Source organism: Marinospirillum minutulum DSM 6287, assembly GCF_000422325.1.
Lineage (GTDB): Bacteria > Pseudomonadota > Gammaproteobacteria > Pseudomonadales > Halomonadaceae > Marinospirillum > Marinospirillum minutulum.
Map to the genome: position 1 here is coordinate 156,294 of NZ_AULO01000010.1, position 17,722 is coordinate 174,015.

Here is a 17,722-nt window from a genome sequence, read left to right on the forward strand (position 1 = left end):
AACAGGGCGTTAGAATATAGCCTTGAGCAATTTGCAGCAAACCTAAGTTAAGAGCATTTTAGCCAGCCCAAGATGGCGACTTTTCTTCTAAGCCTCTGTTAAACTGAGTCAATTCTTTTTTATTATTTATTACATAATCGCTTTTGGAGCCAAATATCCCATGACGCAGCAAAGCGCCCCTACCACTGAAACCAACCCAGCCACTACTACCGAAAAACCTTGGGGTGGTCGTTTTAGCGAACCTACTGATGCCTTTGTAGAGGGTTTTACTGCCTCGGTAACCTTTGACAAGCGCCTTTACCACCATGATATTCAAGGCTCTATTGCTCATGCCACCATGTTAACCCGTGTTGGTGTGCTAACAGAGGCTGAGCTAAAAGATATAACTACAGGCTTAGAAGCCATTCGCCAAGAAATAGAAAGTGGCAACTTTCAATGGTCAGTTAGCTTGGAAGATGTGCATATGAACATTGAAGCCGCTTTGACTGAACGCATAGGCATTACGGGCAAAAAGCTGCACACAGGCCGCTCACGTAATGATCAAGTAGCCACCGATGTACGCCTATATTTGCGTGATGAAATTGATGTATTAGCGGCTGAGTTATCTCGCTTACAAACGGGTTTAATTACCCTAGCTGCTGCAGAAGCTAACACCATTATGCCAGGCTTTACTCATTTACAAACTGCCCAACCAGTTACTTTTGGCCATCACCTACTGGCTTGGAATGAAATGCTGCAGCGTGATTACGAGCGCCTAATGGACACACGTAAAAGGGTGAATGTTCTACCCTTAGGTGCTGCTGCTTTAGCAGGAACAACCTACCCTATTAACCGTAACTTAACGGCTGAATTGCTTGGTTTTGATCGTGCTTCTGAAAACTCTTTAGATTCTGTTTCTGACCGTGATTTTGCCATTGAATTCTGTAGCTTTGCTGCCCTTCTACTAATGCACATGTCGCGCATGAGTGAAGAACTCGTACTTTGGACCAGCTCCCAGTTTGACTTTATTAACCTGCCAGACCGCTTTTGTACGGGTAGCTCCATTATGCCGCAGAAGAAAAACCCCGATGTGCCAGAACTGGTGCGCGGTAAAAGTGGTCGTGTTTATGGTCATCTAATGAGTCTGCTAACGCTTATGAAGTCTCAACCCTTGGCTTACAACAAAGACAACCAAGAAGACAAAGAGCCTTTGTTTGATACGATTGATACGGTAAAAGGCTGCTTACGGGCTTTTGCTGACATGATTCCAGCCCTAGAGCCACGCCGTGATGTAATGCGTGAAGCTGCACGCCGTGGTTTTGCAACCGCGACTGACCTAGCCGATTACCTAGTTCGCAAAGGTTTACCTTTCCGTGATGCACACGAAGTTGTTGGTAAATCCGTAGCTTTTGGTGTAGCTGAAAACCGTGATTTATCAGAAATGACTTTAGAAGAATTACAGCAATTCTCAACCATTATTACTGCCGATGTGTTTGATGTATTAACCCTAGAAGGCTCGGTAGCAGCCAGAGATCATCTAGGTGGTACTGCGCCAGCACAAGTCACTGCAGCAGCTAAACGTGCTTTAGCCTTGGTTGCTCAGCGTGATGAGTAAAGTCTTTAAATTTTTTGTGCTTAGCCTGCTCCTACTACTAGCCGTTGGCTGTGGTCAAAAAGGTGACTTATACCTACCCGAGCCAGAAGCCAAACTAACTCAGGATACAAGAGCTTAATGACTATGGAATTTTTTACTTACCGTGAAAACCAGCTTTATGCTGAAGATTTAGCAGTCCAACAATTAGCACAAGAGTTTGGTACTCCGCTTTATGTTTATTCCCGCGCCAGCTTAGAAGAGCGCTACCAAGCCTATGCAGAACCCTTGGCTGGTCGTCCACATTTAATTTGCTACGCTGTTAAAGCTAACTCTAATCTAGGTGTACTTAATGTTTTAGCTCGTTTGGGTGCAGGTTTTGATATTGTATCTGCAGGTGAATTAGAACGCGTTTTAGCTGCTGGCGGTGACCCTGCCCGCGTTGTTTTTTCAGGCGTAGGCAAACAAACCGATGAAATTCGCCGTGCGCTTACTGTGGGTATTAAATGCTTCAACGTAGAATCTATTCCAGAGCTTTTGCGCATAGAAGCAGTAGCAGAAGAAATGGGTCAGGTAGCCCCCATTTCTATTCGGGTAAACCCAGATGTTGACCCTAAAACCCACCCATATATTTCTACAGGTTTAAAAGCCAATAAGTTTGGTATTGCTTTTGAACTTGCTAGAGAGGTTTATCAACAAGCTTCATCGCTACAACACCTTAAAGTAATCGGTGTTGACTGCCACATTGGCTCGCAAATTACCCAGCTATCACCTTTTTTAGATGCCCTAGATCGCATTTTACTACTCGTCGATCAACTAAAAGAAGATGGTATTGAAATCCGTCACCTAGATTTAGGCGGTGGCTTGGGTGTACGTTATCAAGATGAAACACCCCCCTCTCCAGCCGAATACGTTGAAGCGCTTTTAGAGAAACTAGGCGACCGTGAATTTGAGTTAATTTTTGAGCCAGGTCGCGCCATTGCTGCTAATGCAGGCATTCTATTAACGCGTGTTGAATACCTAAAAGAAGGCGAAGAGAAAAACTTTGCCATAGTGGATGCCGCCATGAACGACCTCTTGCGACCTGCGCTTTATGACGCTTGGCAAGGCATTATTCCTGCTTCAATAAAAGAAGACGGTTCAAATAAAACTTGGGATATTGTTGGTCCTGTCTGCGAAACAGGTGACTTCCTAGGTAAAGACAGAGAGCTTAACCTAACAGCCGGTGATCTTTTAGCTGTAACCTCAGCAGGTGCCTATAGCTTTGCCATGGCCTCTAACTACAACAGCCGCAATCGCCCTGCGGAAGTTATTGTTGATGGGGCAGAGCGTCACTTGGTGCGCCAACGTGAAAGCTATGAACAGCAAATGGCTGGTGAGCATAGCTTACCTAAATAATGAGTTAAGAAAATGCTAGTTCATTTCACCAAAATGCACGGTTTAGGCAACGACTTTATGGTGGTAGATCAAATATCCCAAAAGGTTAGACTTCGCCCTGAACATGTACGTCGCTTATCTGACCGTAATCTTGGTGTAGGTTTTGATCAGCTATTAATTGTTGACCCCCCATCTAACCCTGAGTTTGATTTCTGCTACCGAATTTTTAATGCTGACGGTACAGAAGAAAAAAACTCAGGAAATGGCGCCCGCTGCTTTGCCGTTTTTGTGCATGAAAAAAAACTAACCTGCAAAAAAACACTAAAAGTAGAAACCGCTGGTGGCCCATTAATTGTAACCTTGAATGACAAGGGTCATGTAACGGTAGATATGGGAGTGCCTTGTTTAGACCCTTCTAGTCTACCTTTTCAAGTTGAAGCCCCAGCAATTAGCTACTCGCTAAACCTAGCTCAACAACCTATAGAGATTGGCGCAATTTCTATAGGCAACCCCCATGCCATTACGCGTGTTGAAGACGTAGCTACTGCTGAGGTTAACAAGCTAGGTGCAGAAATAGAAAACCATCCCTACTTTCCTAATCGAGTAAATGCTGGTTTTTTACAGGTGCTTTCTCGCACGCAAGGGCGATTAAGGGTTTATGAGCGAGGTATAGGCGAAATTCTTGCTTCTGGCACTGGTGCTTCTGCGGCTATGGTTTATGGTCGATTACAGGGCTGGTTTGATTCACGTGTTGAAATTCAATTACCCGGTGGCAGATTACAAATTGAGTGGCCAGGAGAAGGACATTCAGTCAAGCTAACTGGGCCAGTACAAAGAGTTTTTGAAGGACAGATTTTCTTATGAGCTTGGTAACACCCAACCAAAACAAACAAAACCCTACAAATCAAGTGTTAAACGCTGAACAGGTGGCTAATTGGCTTAGCCAAAATAGTGACTTTTTTATTGGTCGAGAAAATATTCTGGCTAGTATGCAGTTAAATCACAACTGTGGTGACTCAGCAGAATCCTTACTGCTTTATCAACTAAAACTACTACGCCAAGAACTCAACCAGCATAAACAAAATCATGAACAATTACTGAATACTGCACGAGACAATGAAAAGCGCTTAAAGCGTATTGAGCGGTTACTGGTAAAGCTATTAGAAGCAGAAAATACCGAAGAGTTGGTTACGCTTCTTAAAGAAGAACTAGAGCAAAACTTTAATCTGCCTTACCTAAGGGTTTGGAGCCATAGCAAAATTGAAAACCTTCCAAAAGCTACGGAAGAACAGCAGCAAGCCCAACTAGCCTTGCTAGCTAATAAGTCTTCAATAAACTTACAGCTAGATACTAAAAAAGCAACGCTCTTTGGCTTAGATGAATTGCAGCAGGGCTCGGCGATTGTTTGTCGTTTAAGTCATTCAAACCACCTTGGCCTGCTGGTGATTGCTCACCCTTCCAGCAATCACTTCCGCCAGCAAGATACTTTATTTGTGGAATACCTAGGCGCTATAGTTAGTGCTCTAATTCATCGTCATCAGCCAAAGAATCAAGCGTTTTAGCATAAGCACCTAGCTCAAACCACGCATCTAATTTATCCCAAGCTTCAGCTGTACCATCGCTCTTCAAAGATGAAAACAGCTGTACGCTTAAATCACCTGCCATTTTATTCAACTCATTACGTACAGCTTGTAACTGGTTGGCAGCTGGGCCACGTTTTAACTTATCTGCTTTGGTTAGCAAAACATGTACGGGCAGGTCCCGACTCGTCGCTACATCTATAAGCTGCAAGTCAAAATCCGTTAGCGGGTGGCGAATATCCATCATTATCACCATGCCAGCTAAACATTGGCGCTGAGTAACGTAATCACCTAAATGCTGCCCCCAGTCTTTACGTATTGCGTTAGGAACCTTGGCATAACCGTAACCAGGTAGATCAACTAAACGTCGCTGTTCATCTAAACTAAAGAAGTTAATTAGCTGTGTACGACCCGGTGTTTTACTTGTTCTAGCTAAACGAGCTGATGTAAGACAATTAAGTGCACTTGATTTACCTGCGTTAGAACGCCCAGCAAAAGCAACTTCCCAGCCTTCATCTAAGGGGCAAAGTGCTAGCGTTGGCGCACTTATTAAAAAGCTAGTAGCGTTATAATGCTTGGGCTGCAGCACTTTTACAGGCTGGGAAGCAGGCTCATAAATAATTTTCTTAAAAGGCTTTTTTTTCTTAACCTGACGCATGGATAGGGGTCATCTACAAGAAATTAAACAAAAGGGATTAGACTACTGGCATTCCAGTTAGCTTAAGCCTTAGCTATAATGCGGTAACTAATAAGGTTAATAGTTTATCACTCACCGTCCGTAGGCGCGATGCTAGTGCCAGTTAACGGACAAATGATTTTAAAGACTAGCAAAAGACGAGACCCAACCGATGATGAAAAAACTACTGTTAAGCCTAACTCTAGCTGCTGGTGTTGCTGGAATGGCCAATGCACAAAGCGTAGAAATGAAAACAGCTACCTGTACGGCTTGCCATGGCGGTGAAGGTATCAGCATGGTTCCTAACTGGCCTAATCTTGCTGGCCAAGGCAGCAACTATTTATACAAACAAATTATTGATATTCGCGATGGTCGTCGTGATATTCCAGAAATGGTTGGTATGGTTGATCATTTTACCGATGAAGATGTGCGTGAAATTGCTAACTTTTATGCCAGCAAGCCAGCTAACCTAGGTCAAACTGACCCAGCTTTAGCAGAAAAAGGCCGCAATCTTTACCGTGCAGGCGATATGGCTAAAGGCATTCCTGCTTGTACTGCTTGTCACCTACCCAATGGCGGTGGTAACAAGCCAGCAGCCTTCCCAGCAGTTTCTGGCCAACACCCAACTTACACAGTTAACCAGCTAACAGCCTTCCGTGCGGGTGAGCGTACCAATGACCCTAACTCGATGATGCGCCTAATCGCAGAAAAAATGTCTGATGCAGAAATGGAAGCCGTTGCCTCTTACATGTATGGTCTACACGGTACTAACCGTTAATAGCTCAAAATAGCTTTTTAAAGATAACCAGAAAGGGGTGGCAACACCCCTTTCTGTTTTGGAGTTTTATGTATGAAGAAAACACTTCGCAACCTACTATTCATTACCTTCAGCCTGCTTTCAATCGAAGCATTTGCTCAAGGCTATACCACCCTAAAAGATCAAGCACCCTTACAGGTTGCGCCTGATAAAATTGAAGTGACCTCTGTTTTCTCTTATACCTGCCCCTATTGCTATCAGCTAGAGCCACTTTTACAAACCTGGGCAGCACAACAAGATTCAGATATTGAAGTTGTACACCTGCCAGCTGCTTTTAATAAGCAATGGGAACACCTAGCTCGTGCCTACTACATTATGGATGCCTTAGATTTAAGCGAACAGGCACACATGGGACTTTTTAACGCTATCCATCAAGAAAATGCCAACCTTGGCAGTCAGCGAGCCTTAGGCAAGTTTTTTGAACGCTATGGCGCAAAAAGTGAACAGGTAAATCAGCTTTACGCCAGCTTTGGTGTAGAAAGCCGTTTGCGCCAAGACCTAGCTCGCCTAAAGGCTTACCGTGTTACTGGTGTGCCTGCCATTGTTATTGATGGTCGCTACGTTGTTGATGGTAAGTCAGCTGGCAGTTTAGCCAATATGCTAAAAGTAGCCGATGAGCTTATTGCCGAGCTTCGTAAATCACGCTAAGTGCGCTACAAATAACTGCAAAGTTATGTTGCGTGTTACAGGTTGAAACGGACAAGCACCAACAAAACATTTATCATGCGTATCTACCTTCTACTAGATACACAGTGGTTTTGCTGTGAATATGCCAGACGATAATTATGGAATAGACTCTACACCTTTGGGTAGTAGATCAAAAGATCAGGATACTTGGGCTACTAATCAGAAAACCAACTCTGAAGAAGCCAAGGAAAGTCGTGCTGCCCGAGAAAAAGAACGCCTTCTCTGGGAAGAAGAAGAGCGGCAGAAAAAAATCAAAGAAAGAGAAGAGGCTGAAAAGCAGCGTTTAGAAGCAGAAAGACGTGCACTTTATGCTGAACTTGAAAGCCTAGACTATGACTTGCTTTCGCTCTTAGACTTCCCAACAGACCACGAGCTTTATGCTGCTAAGCGTGCTAGAACTCTGTGGTTTATAGCTTTGGGTTCGGCGCTCTTTCTTTTTCTTGCTAGCCTTCTAAGCTTAACCAGCCCTTGGGTTGGTGGTATTGCTGGTGGCATTGCCTTTGTACTTTGGCTAACCCACGGTGCTGGCATGATGAGCTACTTCCCTTCTCTTAACCGCTACCCAGCTTTAGTAACCCAGCGCAAACGCTTAAAGCGTGACCTAATTGAATACATTCGTAACCTAGAAGGTCGATTAGGTTACATGCATCGTATTTATCCACTAGTCGAGTACAACCCGCGCTTAGGCTCTAGAAAGTTTAAGCGCCTAGCTTTAATGTCAAAAGAACACACCCTACTAGCCAACCTGCGCACCCTACAAGATACGCGAGCCTACCATGAGTATATGGTTGAAGCGCTACGCGGCTATCAGGAAATGTTACAACAAGAAAAAGAAGATAAATTTGTTGAATCTATGGATTTTGATCCAGACCTGCTTGAAGAAAATGCCCAGCAAAAAAATAATGCTGACCAGCAAACCAAAGAGGCCGAGCAAGCAACAGAAGAAGAACAGGAAACTAGCGCCTCTAGCAATCAAGACACTAGCCTTTTTCCACCTAAAGATTAAGCAAACTTCAACTTTCTAAGCTATTGCTTGGCTTTTAACAAATGCTCATAACGTTGATCAGTCAGTGTTTTCATAAAAGCTACTAACGCATCTATCCGTCGGTCATCTAAAGCCGGCCCCATCGTTAGCAAATCCATTGAAATATTCTCTGCTATTTCTGGTTCACCCCAAAGCTCACCCGTTTCAGGGTTAATCTGCCGTTTAGCTGCCTTGCTGTTAAATTTGTTGTAAAACAGTACCACCGTACGTAAGTCTTCAAACACCCCGTTATGCATATATGGGCCAGTCACTGCCACATTACGCAGGGTTGGAGTACGAAACTTGCCACGCTGGGCAGGGTCGTTTACGTCTGGGTGCTGAAACAAACCCTCATCTAACACCTTCACCCCATTCATAGCCCGCAGCGCTTTATTTTCTGGTACGCCAATATTGTGGTACTCGAAGTTGGTAAACACTTCGCCGCTACGGTTAGGCGTTGTTTCTAACTGATGACATTGGTTGCAGTTAGTAAATTGCTGCGAAAAAAACAAAGTACGCCCCAATTCTTCTTCATCAGTAAAGGTGTATTCACCGCGTTGTTCACGGTCATATTTAGAGTCATAAGGATTAAACAAAGCGGTTCTTTCAAAAGCAGCAATTGCATCTGCCATCGCTTTATAAGCGGTATCTGAATCTGCAAATACCTGTTCGCCATACAACTGTTTAAAGGCGGCAACATAGTTAGAATTCAGTTTTAGGCGTGCAACCACTTCAGCAGCAGAGGTCATACCCATTTCAATCGGATTGAGTGGCGGTCCTTCGGCTTGTTCTGCCAAGGTTGCTGCTCTTCCATCTAAAAATAAACCACCAGCATAAATGCCATTAGCTTTTAAATGAAAGGGTGGAATAGCTGCCGCATAGGTGACTGTGGGTGCATTACGGTCGCCCAAAGAATGGCCGTCATCACCCAAGGAAACTGCTGCCGCAACACCCTGACCACGCTTATCGACAAAGGCTTGACCTACTTGGTGACAGCTAGCACAAGATTGGGTGAAATTCTTAGACAAGGCTGTGTCAAAAAATAGCTGTTGGCCTAGGTGTTCTTTTTGGGTTGCCAAGGTGTTAGCTGTTGCTGGCAAAGCAAAAGCTAATCCGAGCAAAACAAGGGTGTGCCTACTGAACATTTTAATTTCCTTTTAAATCATACCAAATGATAACGATTTTTATTAAATTAATTATTTCCAATCATAATGAGAAGTGTTACCGTTAACAACGATTTTCACACCTCTAAAGGATCTTTTTTTATGCGTCTACTTACAGGACTAGCGCTAGCCTTCAGTTTAACCGGCTGCGCTTCATTAACAACACCTTCTAAACCTGCTGAACCTGCTGATATATTAACGACTTATAGTGAAATAGCTGAAGCTGGGTATAGCGATTCAGTTGCCCTTGCAAAGGTTTTGCGTACTAAAGTTCATGCTTTGTTAGCGAATCCAACGGAAGCTAATTTACAAGCTGCACGTGAAGCCTGGATAGCCTCACGTGTGCCTTACCAACAAACTGAAGTTTACCGTTTTGGTAATGAAATCGTTGATGATTGGGAAGGACGAGTCAATGCTTGGCCTTTAGATGAAGGCTTAATTGATTACGTAGATACCAGCAGTTATGGCGAAGAATCTGATGAAAACCTACTTTATACCGCCAACGTAATTGCCAATACCAGCCTACGTTTAGGCAGCCAAAAAATTGATACCAGCAAAATAACTGCTGAGCTACTTGCTGAAACCCTACACGAAGCAGATGAAATTGAAGCTAACGTAGCCACCGGTTACCACGCTATAGAGTTTTTGCTTTGGGGTCAGGATTTATACGGCACTGAACCCGGTTCAGGCGAGCGCCCAGCTACTGATTACAGCCTAGATAACTGTACTGGTGGTAACTGTGACCGTCGCCGTGACTACCTAAGCGTAGCGACAGATTTACTGATTAGTGACCTAGAAGAAATGGCTGCTAACTGGCAAGAAGGTGGCGAAGCACGTGCAGCCTTAGCCGCTAAGGGGACAGAGGGTGGTTTAGCCACTATTTTAATTGGTATGGGTAGCCTGTCTTACGGTGAACTTGCGGGTGAGCGAACCAAACTAGGCCTTATGTTGCATGACCCAGAAGAAGAGCACGACTGCTTCTCAGATAACACGCACAACTCCCACTTCTACGATGTGGTAGGCATTCGTAATGTTTACCTAGGCGAATACACCCGTGTTGATGGTAGCAAAGTTAAAGGCCCTAGCCTCTCAGACCTAGTAAAAGCTAAGGATGCTGCACTCGATAAACAGTTACGTGCAGAGCTAGATGCTTCTTTAAATGCCGCTTCAGCTATTGTTAAATCAGCAGAACAAGGCTCACCTTTTGATGTGTTAATTGCCGCAGGCAACAAACAAGGCAATACCCTAGTGCAAGGCTTGGTGGATGGTTTAACCACACAAACTCGCTCAATTGAAGCCGTAATGAGCTTGCTTGGTATAGAGAATACTGAACTTGAAGGTTCTGATAGCCTAGACAACCCAGCTAGCGTGATGTAAACCTTAATTTATGACTAACAAACCCTTGTTAGCCAGTTTAGCAATCCGCAGTAGACTAATAACTTTGGTTCTACTGTTGGTTGCTTCTTCTTGGCTTAATGCAAACCCTTTATTGCCTGGAGGCGAAACAACCGCTGCTAGCCTGAAGGGCAAACATGCTTTTTCACAGCCTGCAGCAAATATGTCACTTGAAGAGCGGATGAATTTTAATCTAGGTGAGGCAATTTTTGGCAAACTCTGGGTTTCTTCACCTTCTTCTACCACCGCTAGTGATGGTTTAGGGCCGCTTTACAATGCCCGTTCTTGCTTGCGCTGCCATGTGAATAATGGTCGTGGCAAACCGCCTGAACCTGACCTAGCCCAAAGCAATGCTCGCTCTTTATTTTTACGTTTAAGCATTCCGCCACAAAATTCAGAAGACCCCAGTGGCAAGCTTGCTGCTATTCCTGAGCCTGTTTACGGTGCACAATTACAAGACCAGTCCATTCAAGGCTTGGCTGCTGAGGGTCGAGTTCGCCTAACCTATACCTATTCAACCCTCACCCTTGCCGGTGGCGAAGAAGTGGAGCTGCGCCAACCTCATTATTTCATTGACCAACTAGCCTATGGTGACTTACACCCGCAATTACGCACCTCAGCCCGCGTTACACCACCCATGTTAGGCCTAGGTTTATTAGAAGCCATTCCAGAAAGTGAACTAGAAAAAAATGTAGCAACCCAGCAAAAGCACCCTGAAATTAGCGGCAAACTTAATAAAGTGTGGGATCATCAATTACAAAAAACTGTGGTAGGGCGCTTTGGCTGGAAGGCAATTCAACCCAACTTAAAGCAGCAAAATGCGGCGGCTTTTATTGAAGATATTGGTATTTCAACAACTATTTTTCCGCAAGGTTATGGCGGCTGCACTAGCGCACAAACCGACTGCCGATTACTGCCCGATGGTAATAGCGAACATTTAGGCGGTGTAGAAGCTTCACCGATTATGACTCAAGTGCTGGAGTTTTACACTCAAACCCTAGCTGTTCCACCTAGGCGTAACGCCCAAGATGCCCAAGTATTAGCCGGTGAAAAAATTTTTAAACAGTTGGATTGTGCGGCTTGCCACCGCCCTAATTACACCACTGCAAAAAATGCACTGCCACTCTTAAAAAACCAAAGCATCTGGCCTTACACTGATTTACTATTGCATGACATGGGCGCAGGTCTTGCCGATAATCATAGCGAGTTTTTAGCCAGTGGCAGCCAATGGCGCACACCGCCGCTTTGGGGTGTGGGTTTAACCCAGCTTATTAGTGGTCATTCGCAGCTATTACACGATGGCCGTGCTCGCTCTATTCAAGAAGCCATTCTTTGGCACGGTGGCGAAGCCGAAGCATCCAAGCAGCAGTTTATCGCCTTACCTAAAAGCCAGCGCCAGCAGCTTATACACTTTGTGGAGTCTCTTTAATGCCATCTTTACCTATCTTTTCCACGAAATTCACTGCCAAAGCCTCACTTATTGCTTTGGTGCTGACTTCAACTAGCCAAGCTTTAGCAGCTCCTAGCCAAGACCAGTGGCAAGCGTATAACCAAGCGGCTATTAACCAGTTGGTAGTTCCTGGCTATCAACAACTCACCCAAGCCTTAGAAGCTAGCCAAACTCAAGTCAATGCCTTGTGTGAAGCAAGCAAACTTACCAAATCACAAAAGCTAGCCAAGCTAGAAGCAGCACAAGTGGCCTATCAAACAGCCATGAACCAATGGCAAGCGATACAACACATTCAATACGGCCCTGTTACTTTACTCATGCGTAACTACGGATTGCACTACTGGCCAGACAAGCGAGGCACAGGTGCTAGCCAACTTCGCAGTGCCTTGCTGCTAGACGATGCTGTTTATAATGATGACTTTTTTCAATCTTCTAGTATTAGCTTAAAAGGCTTTCCTGCCATGGAAAAACTGCTATTTGATGCCGATGCACTAGAAAACCTTCAGCCCAACACTACTTCTTGCCGCTTTTTAATGGGTGTTAATCATTATATGGCGATGGTTGCTAAAGAAATTGAACAAGACTGGATGCTTCAAGCAGAAAGGCAGCTAAACCCAGGCAGCAATCCTTATTACGACACGCCAGCAGAAGCCGCCATTCCTTTAATGAAATCCTTGGCTGAGCCGCTACAGGTGATAATGGATTACAAGCTGGATTACCCACTGGGTAGTAGCTTTGAGAAAGCCCGTTGGACCCGCAGTGAATCTTGGCGCAGTAATCAATCCATTCGCAATATCAACACCAACCTAGAAGCCTTGCACCAGCTTTACAGTGGCTTAAAGCCTGTTAGCGTGTATTCTTTATTGCTGGAAGCAGGCGAAAAAAACCTAGCCAACACGATAGAAACAAGCTTCAAAACTCTGAATCAACAGTTTCAAAAAATACCCGAAGTTAATCAAAAAGATTTAATGACTAACACCGACCAGCAACTACGCCAGTTGCGCCCAGCAATTGAAGAACTGCAAAAAAACCTTCAGTTAGCTATGGCAGTACTTGAAATTCACCTAGGGTTTAATAGTCGTGATGGTGACTAATTCAATGCAAGGCATTAACCGCCGCCAACTACTGGGCTGGTTGGCTGCTGCGCCTTTGCTGGCAAAAGCACAGTTAAGCCAAGCCAGTGAAACGCAGGTGATTGAACAGCAGCTTTATGCCTCTGCCGCTAAAAATGTGCAGGGTGGTTATTACCTCAGTTTTTTTAACGCTTTAGGCCAAAAACAAACCAGTCACCCCTTGCCAGCAAGGGCGCATCAAGTATTAGCCGACCCAGTCAGGGGCTGGTTATTTACCCTTGCCCGCCGCCCTGGGGAGTTTATTGCTATTTATGACTACCGCAATCAACAAGCCATCACAACCTTAGCCGTTCAAGCTGGCCATTATTTACAAGGCCATGCACTTTTATCACCCGATGGTCGCTACCTTTATACCAGCGAAACCCGCTTAGAAAGTGACCAAGGCTACCTAGTGGTTCGTGATTTAGACGATGATTTTAAAGTGGTAAAAGAATTGCCAACCTACGGCATAGAACCCCATGAGTTTTTATGGATGCCTGATGGTAAAACGCTGGTGGTTGCCAACGGTGGCATTAAAACTAAAGGCCGAGAAAAGCTTAACCTAGCGACCATGCAATCCACTTTGGTTTACTTAAATAGCCAAACGGGTGAGTTAATCGAAAAGCAGCAACTTGCTGATGAATTTCACCAGTGTAGCCTTCGTCACCTAGACGTTGCGCCTGATGGTCAGGTTATTATCGCTTTACAATACCAAGGCCACCCAGCCGATTCAGTGCCCCTAGTTTTAGCCCACCGCCAAGGTGAAGCCCTTGTTTCAATGGCACTACCTGAACGCCTGTATAGCCAGCTTAAGCACTATTGTGGCAGCGCTTGCTTTGATACTTCCGGCAGGTTTGCGGCTATTTCTGCACCCAGAGGTAATCACGTTATCTTGTGGGATATGCAGCGAAGGGCGTTTTTATCAAGCATCTATGCAGCCGATGGCTGTGGATTAGCGGCAACCAATAAAGCAGGTGAGTTTTTAGTTAGCACAGGGCGTGGCAAGGTGTATCAATTCAGCGCCTTAACAGGTGAACAACAGCTTCTACCGCTAGAAGAAAGCAGCCAATGGCAATGGGATAACCACCTAACGGCTATTTAACTAACCGCTAGTTAACGACTCACTGTTAGCTAGCAACTTCTAGATTTAAAGGCTTAAGCCCCACCTGTTGAATTTTGTTGTTTTCAACTTCAACCACCACCCAGCGAATACCGTGCCATTCCATTTGGTCACCCACTACGGTTTGACCACCAAAGCGGCGAATTAACAGCTCACTTAACGTCAGTCCAGCTTGTTCTGGGCTAATGGTTAACCCGTAAAGATCGGCTATATCTTTCAGCGGCGCATCACCTGATAAAGTAAAATCACCAAAGAAAGTACGGTTCTTTTCTTTGTCAGGTTGAGAGTCACTATTAAACATTTTGCTCAGTACAGGCAAGTCAGACTCGCGACCAATAATGCACAGCTGATCGCCTTCTTTAAGCTGCGTACTACCCGAAGGATGAATCAGTTTTCTGCCACGGAATAAAGCGGCTATACGTGCGCCAGAAGGGAAGCGTAAACAGCGCAGCTCTACGCCATCTAAAGTGCCGCCTTTTACGGAATAAACAAAGGTTTCAAAATCATCTTCAGCAAAGACACCCAGCAAAGATCGGTTTTTAGGCATAAAACCAGCTGGTACTTCTACTTTTAACCAACGTGCCGCCCAAGGCAGACTTGCCCCCTGCACCAGCAAGGACATTAAAACTACAAAGAAAGCAATATTAAAATACAAGCTGGCATTGTCCACCTGAGCGATAACAGGGAAGATTGCCAATACTATCGGCACTGCTCCACGCAGACCGACCCAAGAAATAAACGTAAGTTCTCGCCAACTAAATTTGAAAAAAGGTTTAATACAAAACAGCACAGCAATGGGGCGTACAACTAGAATCATACCAATAGAAAGCAGTGTCGCTGGTATGGCTGTTTCAAGCATTTCATGGGGGGTTACTAACAAGCCAAGAATTAAAAACAAGCCAATTTGACTTAGCCAAGCAAAACCATCGTGTACAGGTAAAACGTGCCCTAACTTGGCCGAACGGCTGTTACCTATCATTAGGCCTGCTAAATAAATGGCTAAAAAACCACTGCCGCCTAGCATATTGGTGGTAGCAAATAAGGCTAGGCCTGCACCAGTAATTAACAGGGGGTAGAAACCCGTTGAAAGCTGTAGTTTTTTTAATACTTGTGCAAAAAACCAACCACCGGCAATCCCCATAGGAATAGCGATTCCAAACTGCTGCACAAACATCAGCAAAGCACTAGCTAGGTCGGCATTATCTTGAGTTAGCAGAGTAATTAAGGTGATGGTTAGAAAAATAGCCATAGGGTCGTTAGTGCCCGACTCTATTTCCAAGGTGGCACTTACCCGTTCATTTAGGCTAACACCTTTACCGCTAAGCATAGAGAAAACTGCAGCAGCATCGGTTGAACCCACGATAGCGCCTACTAATAAACCTTCTAAAATAGAAAGGTTAAATATCCACATGGCTAGCAGGCCAGTTAACCCAGAGGTAATTAATACACCACCAGTAGCCAGCACCAAGGCAGGCCGCAAACCCACCCTAAAGGTTTTCATGCGGGTTCGCATACCGCCATCTAGCAGTATAACCGCCAAAGCTAAATGCCCTATTACATAAGCCGCTTCAAAGCTGGCAAACTTTAAACCGCCAACACCATCTTCACCGGCCAGCATACCTACCGCCAGAAACACCAAGAGCAATGGCATTCCGATACGTGCAGAAATAACCGTAGCCAAAATACTTAGGCACAGCAAAATAGAAACAACTAAAAACCAGGAATTTAAATCTTCCACATCAGCACTTTAATTTCAGCCTAAAAATAAGGCACTTAGTATGCCACAAATCGAGTGTCACTTAGGCTACAAAAGCGAACCGTTAAGGTTATTTTTGAGCTTTGCCTTTACTAAATTTACCTAAAAGCTAAATCTCTCAAAAACAACGCTATTTGCGGGAAAAGAATAATTAAGCCAGCCACTAGAACCAACATAAAAACAAAAGGTGGTGTACCTCTAATTACTTCCCAGTAAGGGCGCTTAAAAATAGCTATGGCAGTAAAAATATCACAGCCAAAAGGTGGCGTAGCTGAACCAATCGCCACAATTAAAGTAATCAACACCCCAACTAGAACAGGATCTAAACCAGTACTTGCTATAGCCGGTGCAAAAATAGGTGTTAAAACTAAAATCACCACTATAGGGTCAACAAACATACAGGCCACAAAAAATGTAAGGGCAATAATAACCAACACACCATGCGGCCCTGCCTCGTTAATACCTATGCCAGCTAAAAGCGTTTGTGGAATATGTGCAAAAGAAATAATCCACGAGAAACCATTACCCACTGCTACCAAAATAAATACCACAGCAGTAATTAAGCCCGTTGATTTGGCTATTTTGTAAATATCAGCCATTTTTAAGGATCGAAAAACAACAAACTCCAAAATAACTGCATAAAGCACACAGGCAGCCGCTGCTTCTGTTGGACTAAACACGCCACCATAAATACCACCCACAATAAGCACAGGGAAACCTAAAGGCCAAAGTGCTTGGCGTAGCGCTGTTAAGCGCTCAGACCAACTAGCACGAGGTTCTGTCGGTACTTTATTAAGGGTTGCGTAAATAACACAGTAGATAGAAAAAACAAATAAAATCAGTAAACCTGGTCCAATACCCGCAATGAATAGCTCGCCAATTGAAGTGCCTGAAATAACACCATAGATAATCATGCCGATGCTGGGCGGAATTAAAAAAGCGATATCACTAGAATTGACTATCAGCGCTAAAATAAAAGAGTCTTTATAGCCTGCCTTCAACATTCTTGGTCGCATAGGTGAACCTACTGCAACCACTGTTGCTTGGGTAGAGCCAGAAACAGCACCAAACAAGGTACAAGAAGCAGCCGTACTAACTGCCAATCCACCTTTAATATGGCCTATAAAAGCCATAACTAAATCGACTAGGCGATTAGCTGACTGCCCACGCGTCATTACATCGGCAGCAAAAATAAACATAGGCACAGCAATGAGAGCCGTTGGCCTTATACCGCCCAACATTTGCTGTATAAACGTATCTATTTGACCAAAACCATCAAACATCATTACAAAACCAATAACAGCCGCCACTGTTAAAGGAATCATCATAGGAAAGCCCAGCAGCAATAGAAGAACCATGCTAGACAACATTATTAACATCATCTTCTAGATCTCCTTATCTTTACAGCTAGCTTCTTCATAACCATCTTGTACTTGAGTAGATAGATGCACTTCGGTAGAAGTAAAGTTTTTTATTCCCGTAAAGAAATACTGAACCCCCGTTACAAAGAAACCAACAGGCACCCATAAAAACATCAGATAAACAGGAATACTTAAGGTGGGAAGCAAGCGCCCAGTGGCATAAGCGCCTTGCACATAACTAATAGAAAACCAGCCTAAAAAAAACATGACACCGCCGGTTGAAAAGGCAATAAACATCATTAAGTAACGACGCATATTTTTAGGGAGCAAGTCATAAAAAGCCGACATACGAATATGCCGACCATGCCTTGCTGCATAACCCAAACCAGCAAAAGTTATTAGCACAATTAAAATGCGGTTTACTTCTTCAACAAAAAATAAACTTTCACCAAAAGCAAAGCGGCTAACAATATTTGCAACCGTATTAAGTGCCATCAACAAAACACCCAAGGCTAAAATAACCGACTCTACTGAACTGATTGCCTTGTCGATAGGACCTAAAAAGCCAGGTAAACTCGAATCTGGTTCTTGCGATAAATCATCCATCTATTACCTACCTCCTAGTGCTCTAGGC

General features: G+C 44.3%; 17 protein-coding genes. 12 read left to right on the forward strand and 5 right to left on the reverse strand.

What is annotated here, in order from left to right; translation table 11 throughout:
- Positions 1 to 160: 160 nt before the first annotated feature.
- From argH to H571_RS0104300, 5 genes are read left to right on the forward strand one after another with little or no spacing between them, the layout of a single operon-like run.
- Positions 161 to 1,594 carry an argininosuccinate lyase gene (argH, locus tag H571_RS0104280; protein WP_027848230.1) on the forward strand — a complete coding sequence of 478 codons (1,434 nt, stop codon included), beginning with the start codon at positions 161 to 163 and terminating at the stop codon, positions 1,592 to 1,594.
- A complete protein-coding gene (lptM, locus tag H571_RS15730) occupies positions 1,587 to 1,712 on the forward strand; it encodes an LPS translocon maturation chaperone LptM (protein ID WP_084482668.1) in 126 nt (41 codons plus the stop codon). Before argH ends, lptM begins: the two co-directional genes overlap by 8 nt.
- A gap of 5 nt (positions 1,713 to 1,717) precedes the next feature.
- Complete coding sequence (gene lysA / locus H571_RS0104290; RefSeq protein ID WP_027848231.1) at positions 1,718 to 2,968, forward strand: diaminopimelate decarboxylase; 1,251 nt, start codon at positions 1,718 to 1,720, stop codon at positions 2,966 to 2,968.
- Between the two features lie 12 nt (positions 2,969 to 2,980).
- A complete protein-coding gene (dapF, locus tag H571_RS0104295; protein WP_027848232.1) occupies positions 2,981 to 3,811 on the forward strand; it encodes a diaminopimelate epimerase in 831 nt (276 codons plus the stop codon).
- Positions 3,808 to 4,509 (forward strand): DUF484 family protein, encoded by a 702-nt coding sequence (locus tag H571_RS0104300; protein WP_027848233.1) that lies wholly within the window; start codon positions 3,808 to 3,810, stop codon positions 4,507 to 4,509. The genes dapF and H571_RS0104300 overlap by 4 nt, the downstream gene beginning before the upstream one ends.
- Here H571_RS0104300 and yihA read toward each other — a convergent pair.
- Positions 4,463 to 5,185, reverse strand: coding sequence for a ribosome biogenesis GTP-binding protein YihA/YsxC (yihA, locus tag H571_RS14200; RefSeq protein WP_084482670.1), 723 nt, complete (start codon positions 5,183 to 5,185; stop codon positions 4,463 to 4,465). The two genes, H571_RS0104300 and yihA, sit on opposite strands and share 47 nt — an antisense overlap.
- Positions 5,186 to 5,375: 190 nt before the next feature.
- Between yihA and H571_RS0104310 the strand changes: the two genes are divergently transcribed.
- The 3 genes from H571_RS0104310 (at position 5,376) to H571_RS0104320 (ending at position 7,713) form a co-directional block, all read left to right on the forward strand.
- A complete protein-coding gene (locus H571_RS0104310; RefSeq protein WP_342664329.1) occupies positions 5,376 to 5,981 on the forward strand; it encodes a c-type cytochrome in 606 nt (201 codons plus the stop codon).
- Positions 5,982 to 6,053: 72 nt separating this feature from the next.
- The gene (locus tag H571_RS0104315) at positions 6,054 to 6,668 is read left to right on the forward strand and encodes a thiol:disulfide interchange protein DsbA/DsbL (protein ID WP_027848235.1); all 615 of its coding nucleotides are present in this window, start codon (positions 6,054 to 6,056) and stop codon (positions 6,666 to 6,668) included.
- Between the two features lie 121 nt (positions 6,669 to 6,789).
- Positions 6,790 to 7,713, forward strand: coding sequence for a hypothetical protein (locus H571_RS0104320; RefSeq protein ID WP_027848236.1), 924 nt, complete (start codon positions 6,790 to 6,792; stop codon positions 7,711 to 7,713).
- A gap of 20 nt (positions 7,714 to 7,733) precedes the next feature.
- On the opposite strand, the gene H571_RS0104325 is transcribed toward H571_RS0104320, so the two are convergent.
- Positions 7,734 to 8,876 (reverse strand): cytochrome-c peroxidase, encoded by a 1,143-nt coding sequence (locus H571_RS0104325; RefSeq protein WP_036217553.1) that lies wholly within the window; start codon positions 8,874 to 8,876, stop codon positions 7,734 to 7,736.
- A gap of 120 nt (positions 8,877 to 8,996) precedes the next feature.
- Here H571_RS0104325 and H571_RS0104330 point away from each other — a divergent pair, with 120 nt between their 5' ends.
- Genes H571_RS0104330 through H571_RS0104345 form a run of 4 tightly spaced genes read left to right on the forward strand, consistent with a single transcriptional unit; the run spans position 8,997 to position 13,953 of the window.
- A complete protein-coding gene (locus tag H571_RS0104330) occupies positions 8,997 to 10,271 on the forward strand; it encodes an imelysin family protein (RefSeq protein WP_027848238.1) in 1,275 nt (424 codons plus the stop codon).
- A gap of 10 nt (positions 10,272 to 10,281) precedes the next feature.
- The gene (locus tag H571_RS0104335) at positions 10,282 to 11,718 is read left to right on the forward strand and encodes a di-heme oxidoreductase family protein (RefSeq protein ID WP_027848239.1); all 1,437 of its coding nucleotides are present in this window, start codon (positions 10,282 to 10,284) and stop codon (positions 11,716 to 11,718) included.
- Entirely contained in the window at positions 11,718 to 12,833 is a 1,116-nt protein-coding gene (locus H571_RS0104340; protein ID WP_027848240.1) for an imelysin family protein, read from the forward strand. Before H571_RS0104335 ends, H571_RS0104340 begins: the two co-directional genes overlap by 1 nt.
- Before the next feature lie 4 nt (positions 12,834 to 12,837).
- A complete protein-coding gene (locus tag H571_RS0104345) occupies positions 12,838 to 13,953 on the forward strand; it encodes a DUF1513 domain-containing protein (RefSeq protein ID WP_036217555.1) in 1,116 nt (371 codons plus the stop codon).
- Positions 13,954 to 13,978: 25 nt separating this feature from the next.
- Here the strand turns inward: H571_RS0104345 and H571_RS0104350 are convergent, their stop codons facing one another.
- From H571_RS0104350 to H571_RS0104360, 3 genes are all read right to left on the reverse strand, one after another.
- Positions 13,979 to 15,709, reverse strand: coding sequence for a potassium/proton antiporter (locus H571_RS0104350; protein WP_027848242.1), 1,731 nt, complete (start codon positions 15,707 to 15,709; stop codon positions 13,979 to 13,981).
- A gap of 116 nt (positions 15,710 to 15,825) precedes the next feature.
- Entirely contained in the window at positions 15,826 to 17,109 is a 1,284-nt protein-coding gene (locus H571_RS0104355) for a TRAP transporter large permease (RefSeq protein WP_027848243.1), read from the reverse strand.
- Between the two features lie 3 nt (positions 17,110 to 17,112).
- On the reverse strand, positions 17,113 to 17,694 hold the full coding sequence (locus tag H571_RS0104360; protein ID WP_027848244.1) for a TRAP transporter small permease: 582 nt from the start codon (positions 17,692 to 17,694) through the stop codon (positions 17,113 to 17,115).
- Between the last annotated feature and the right edge of the window lie 28 nt (positions 17,695 to 17,722).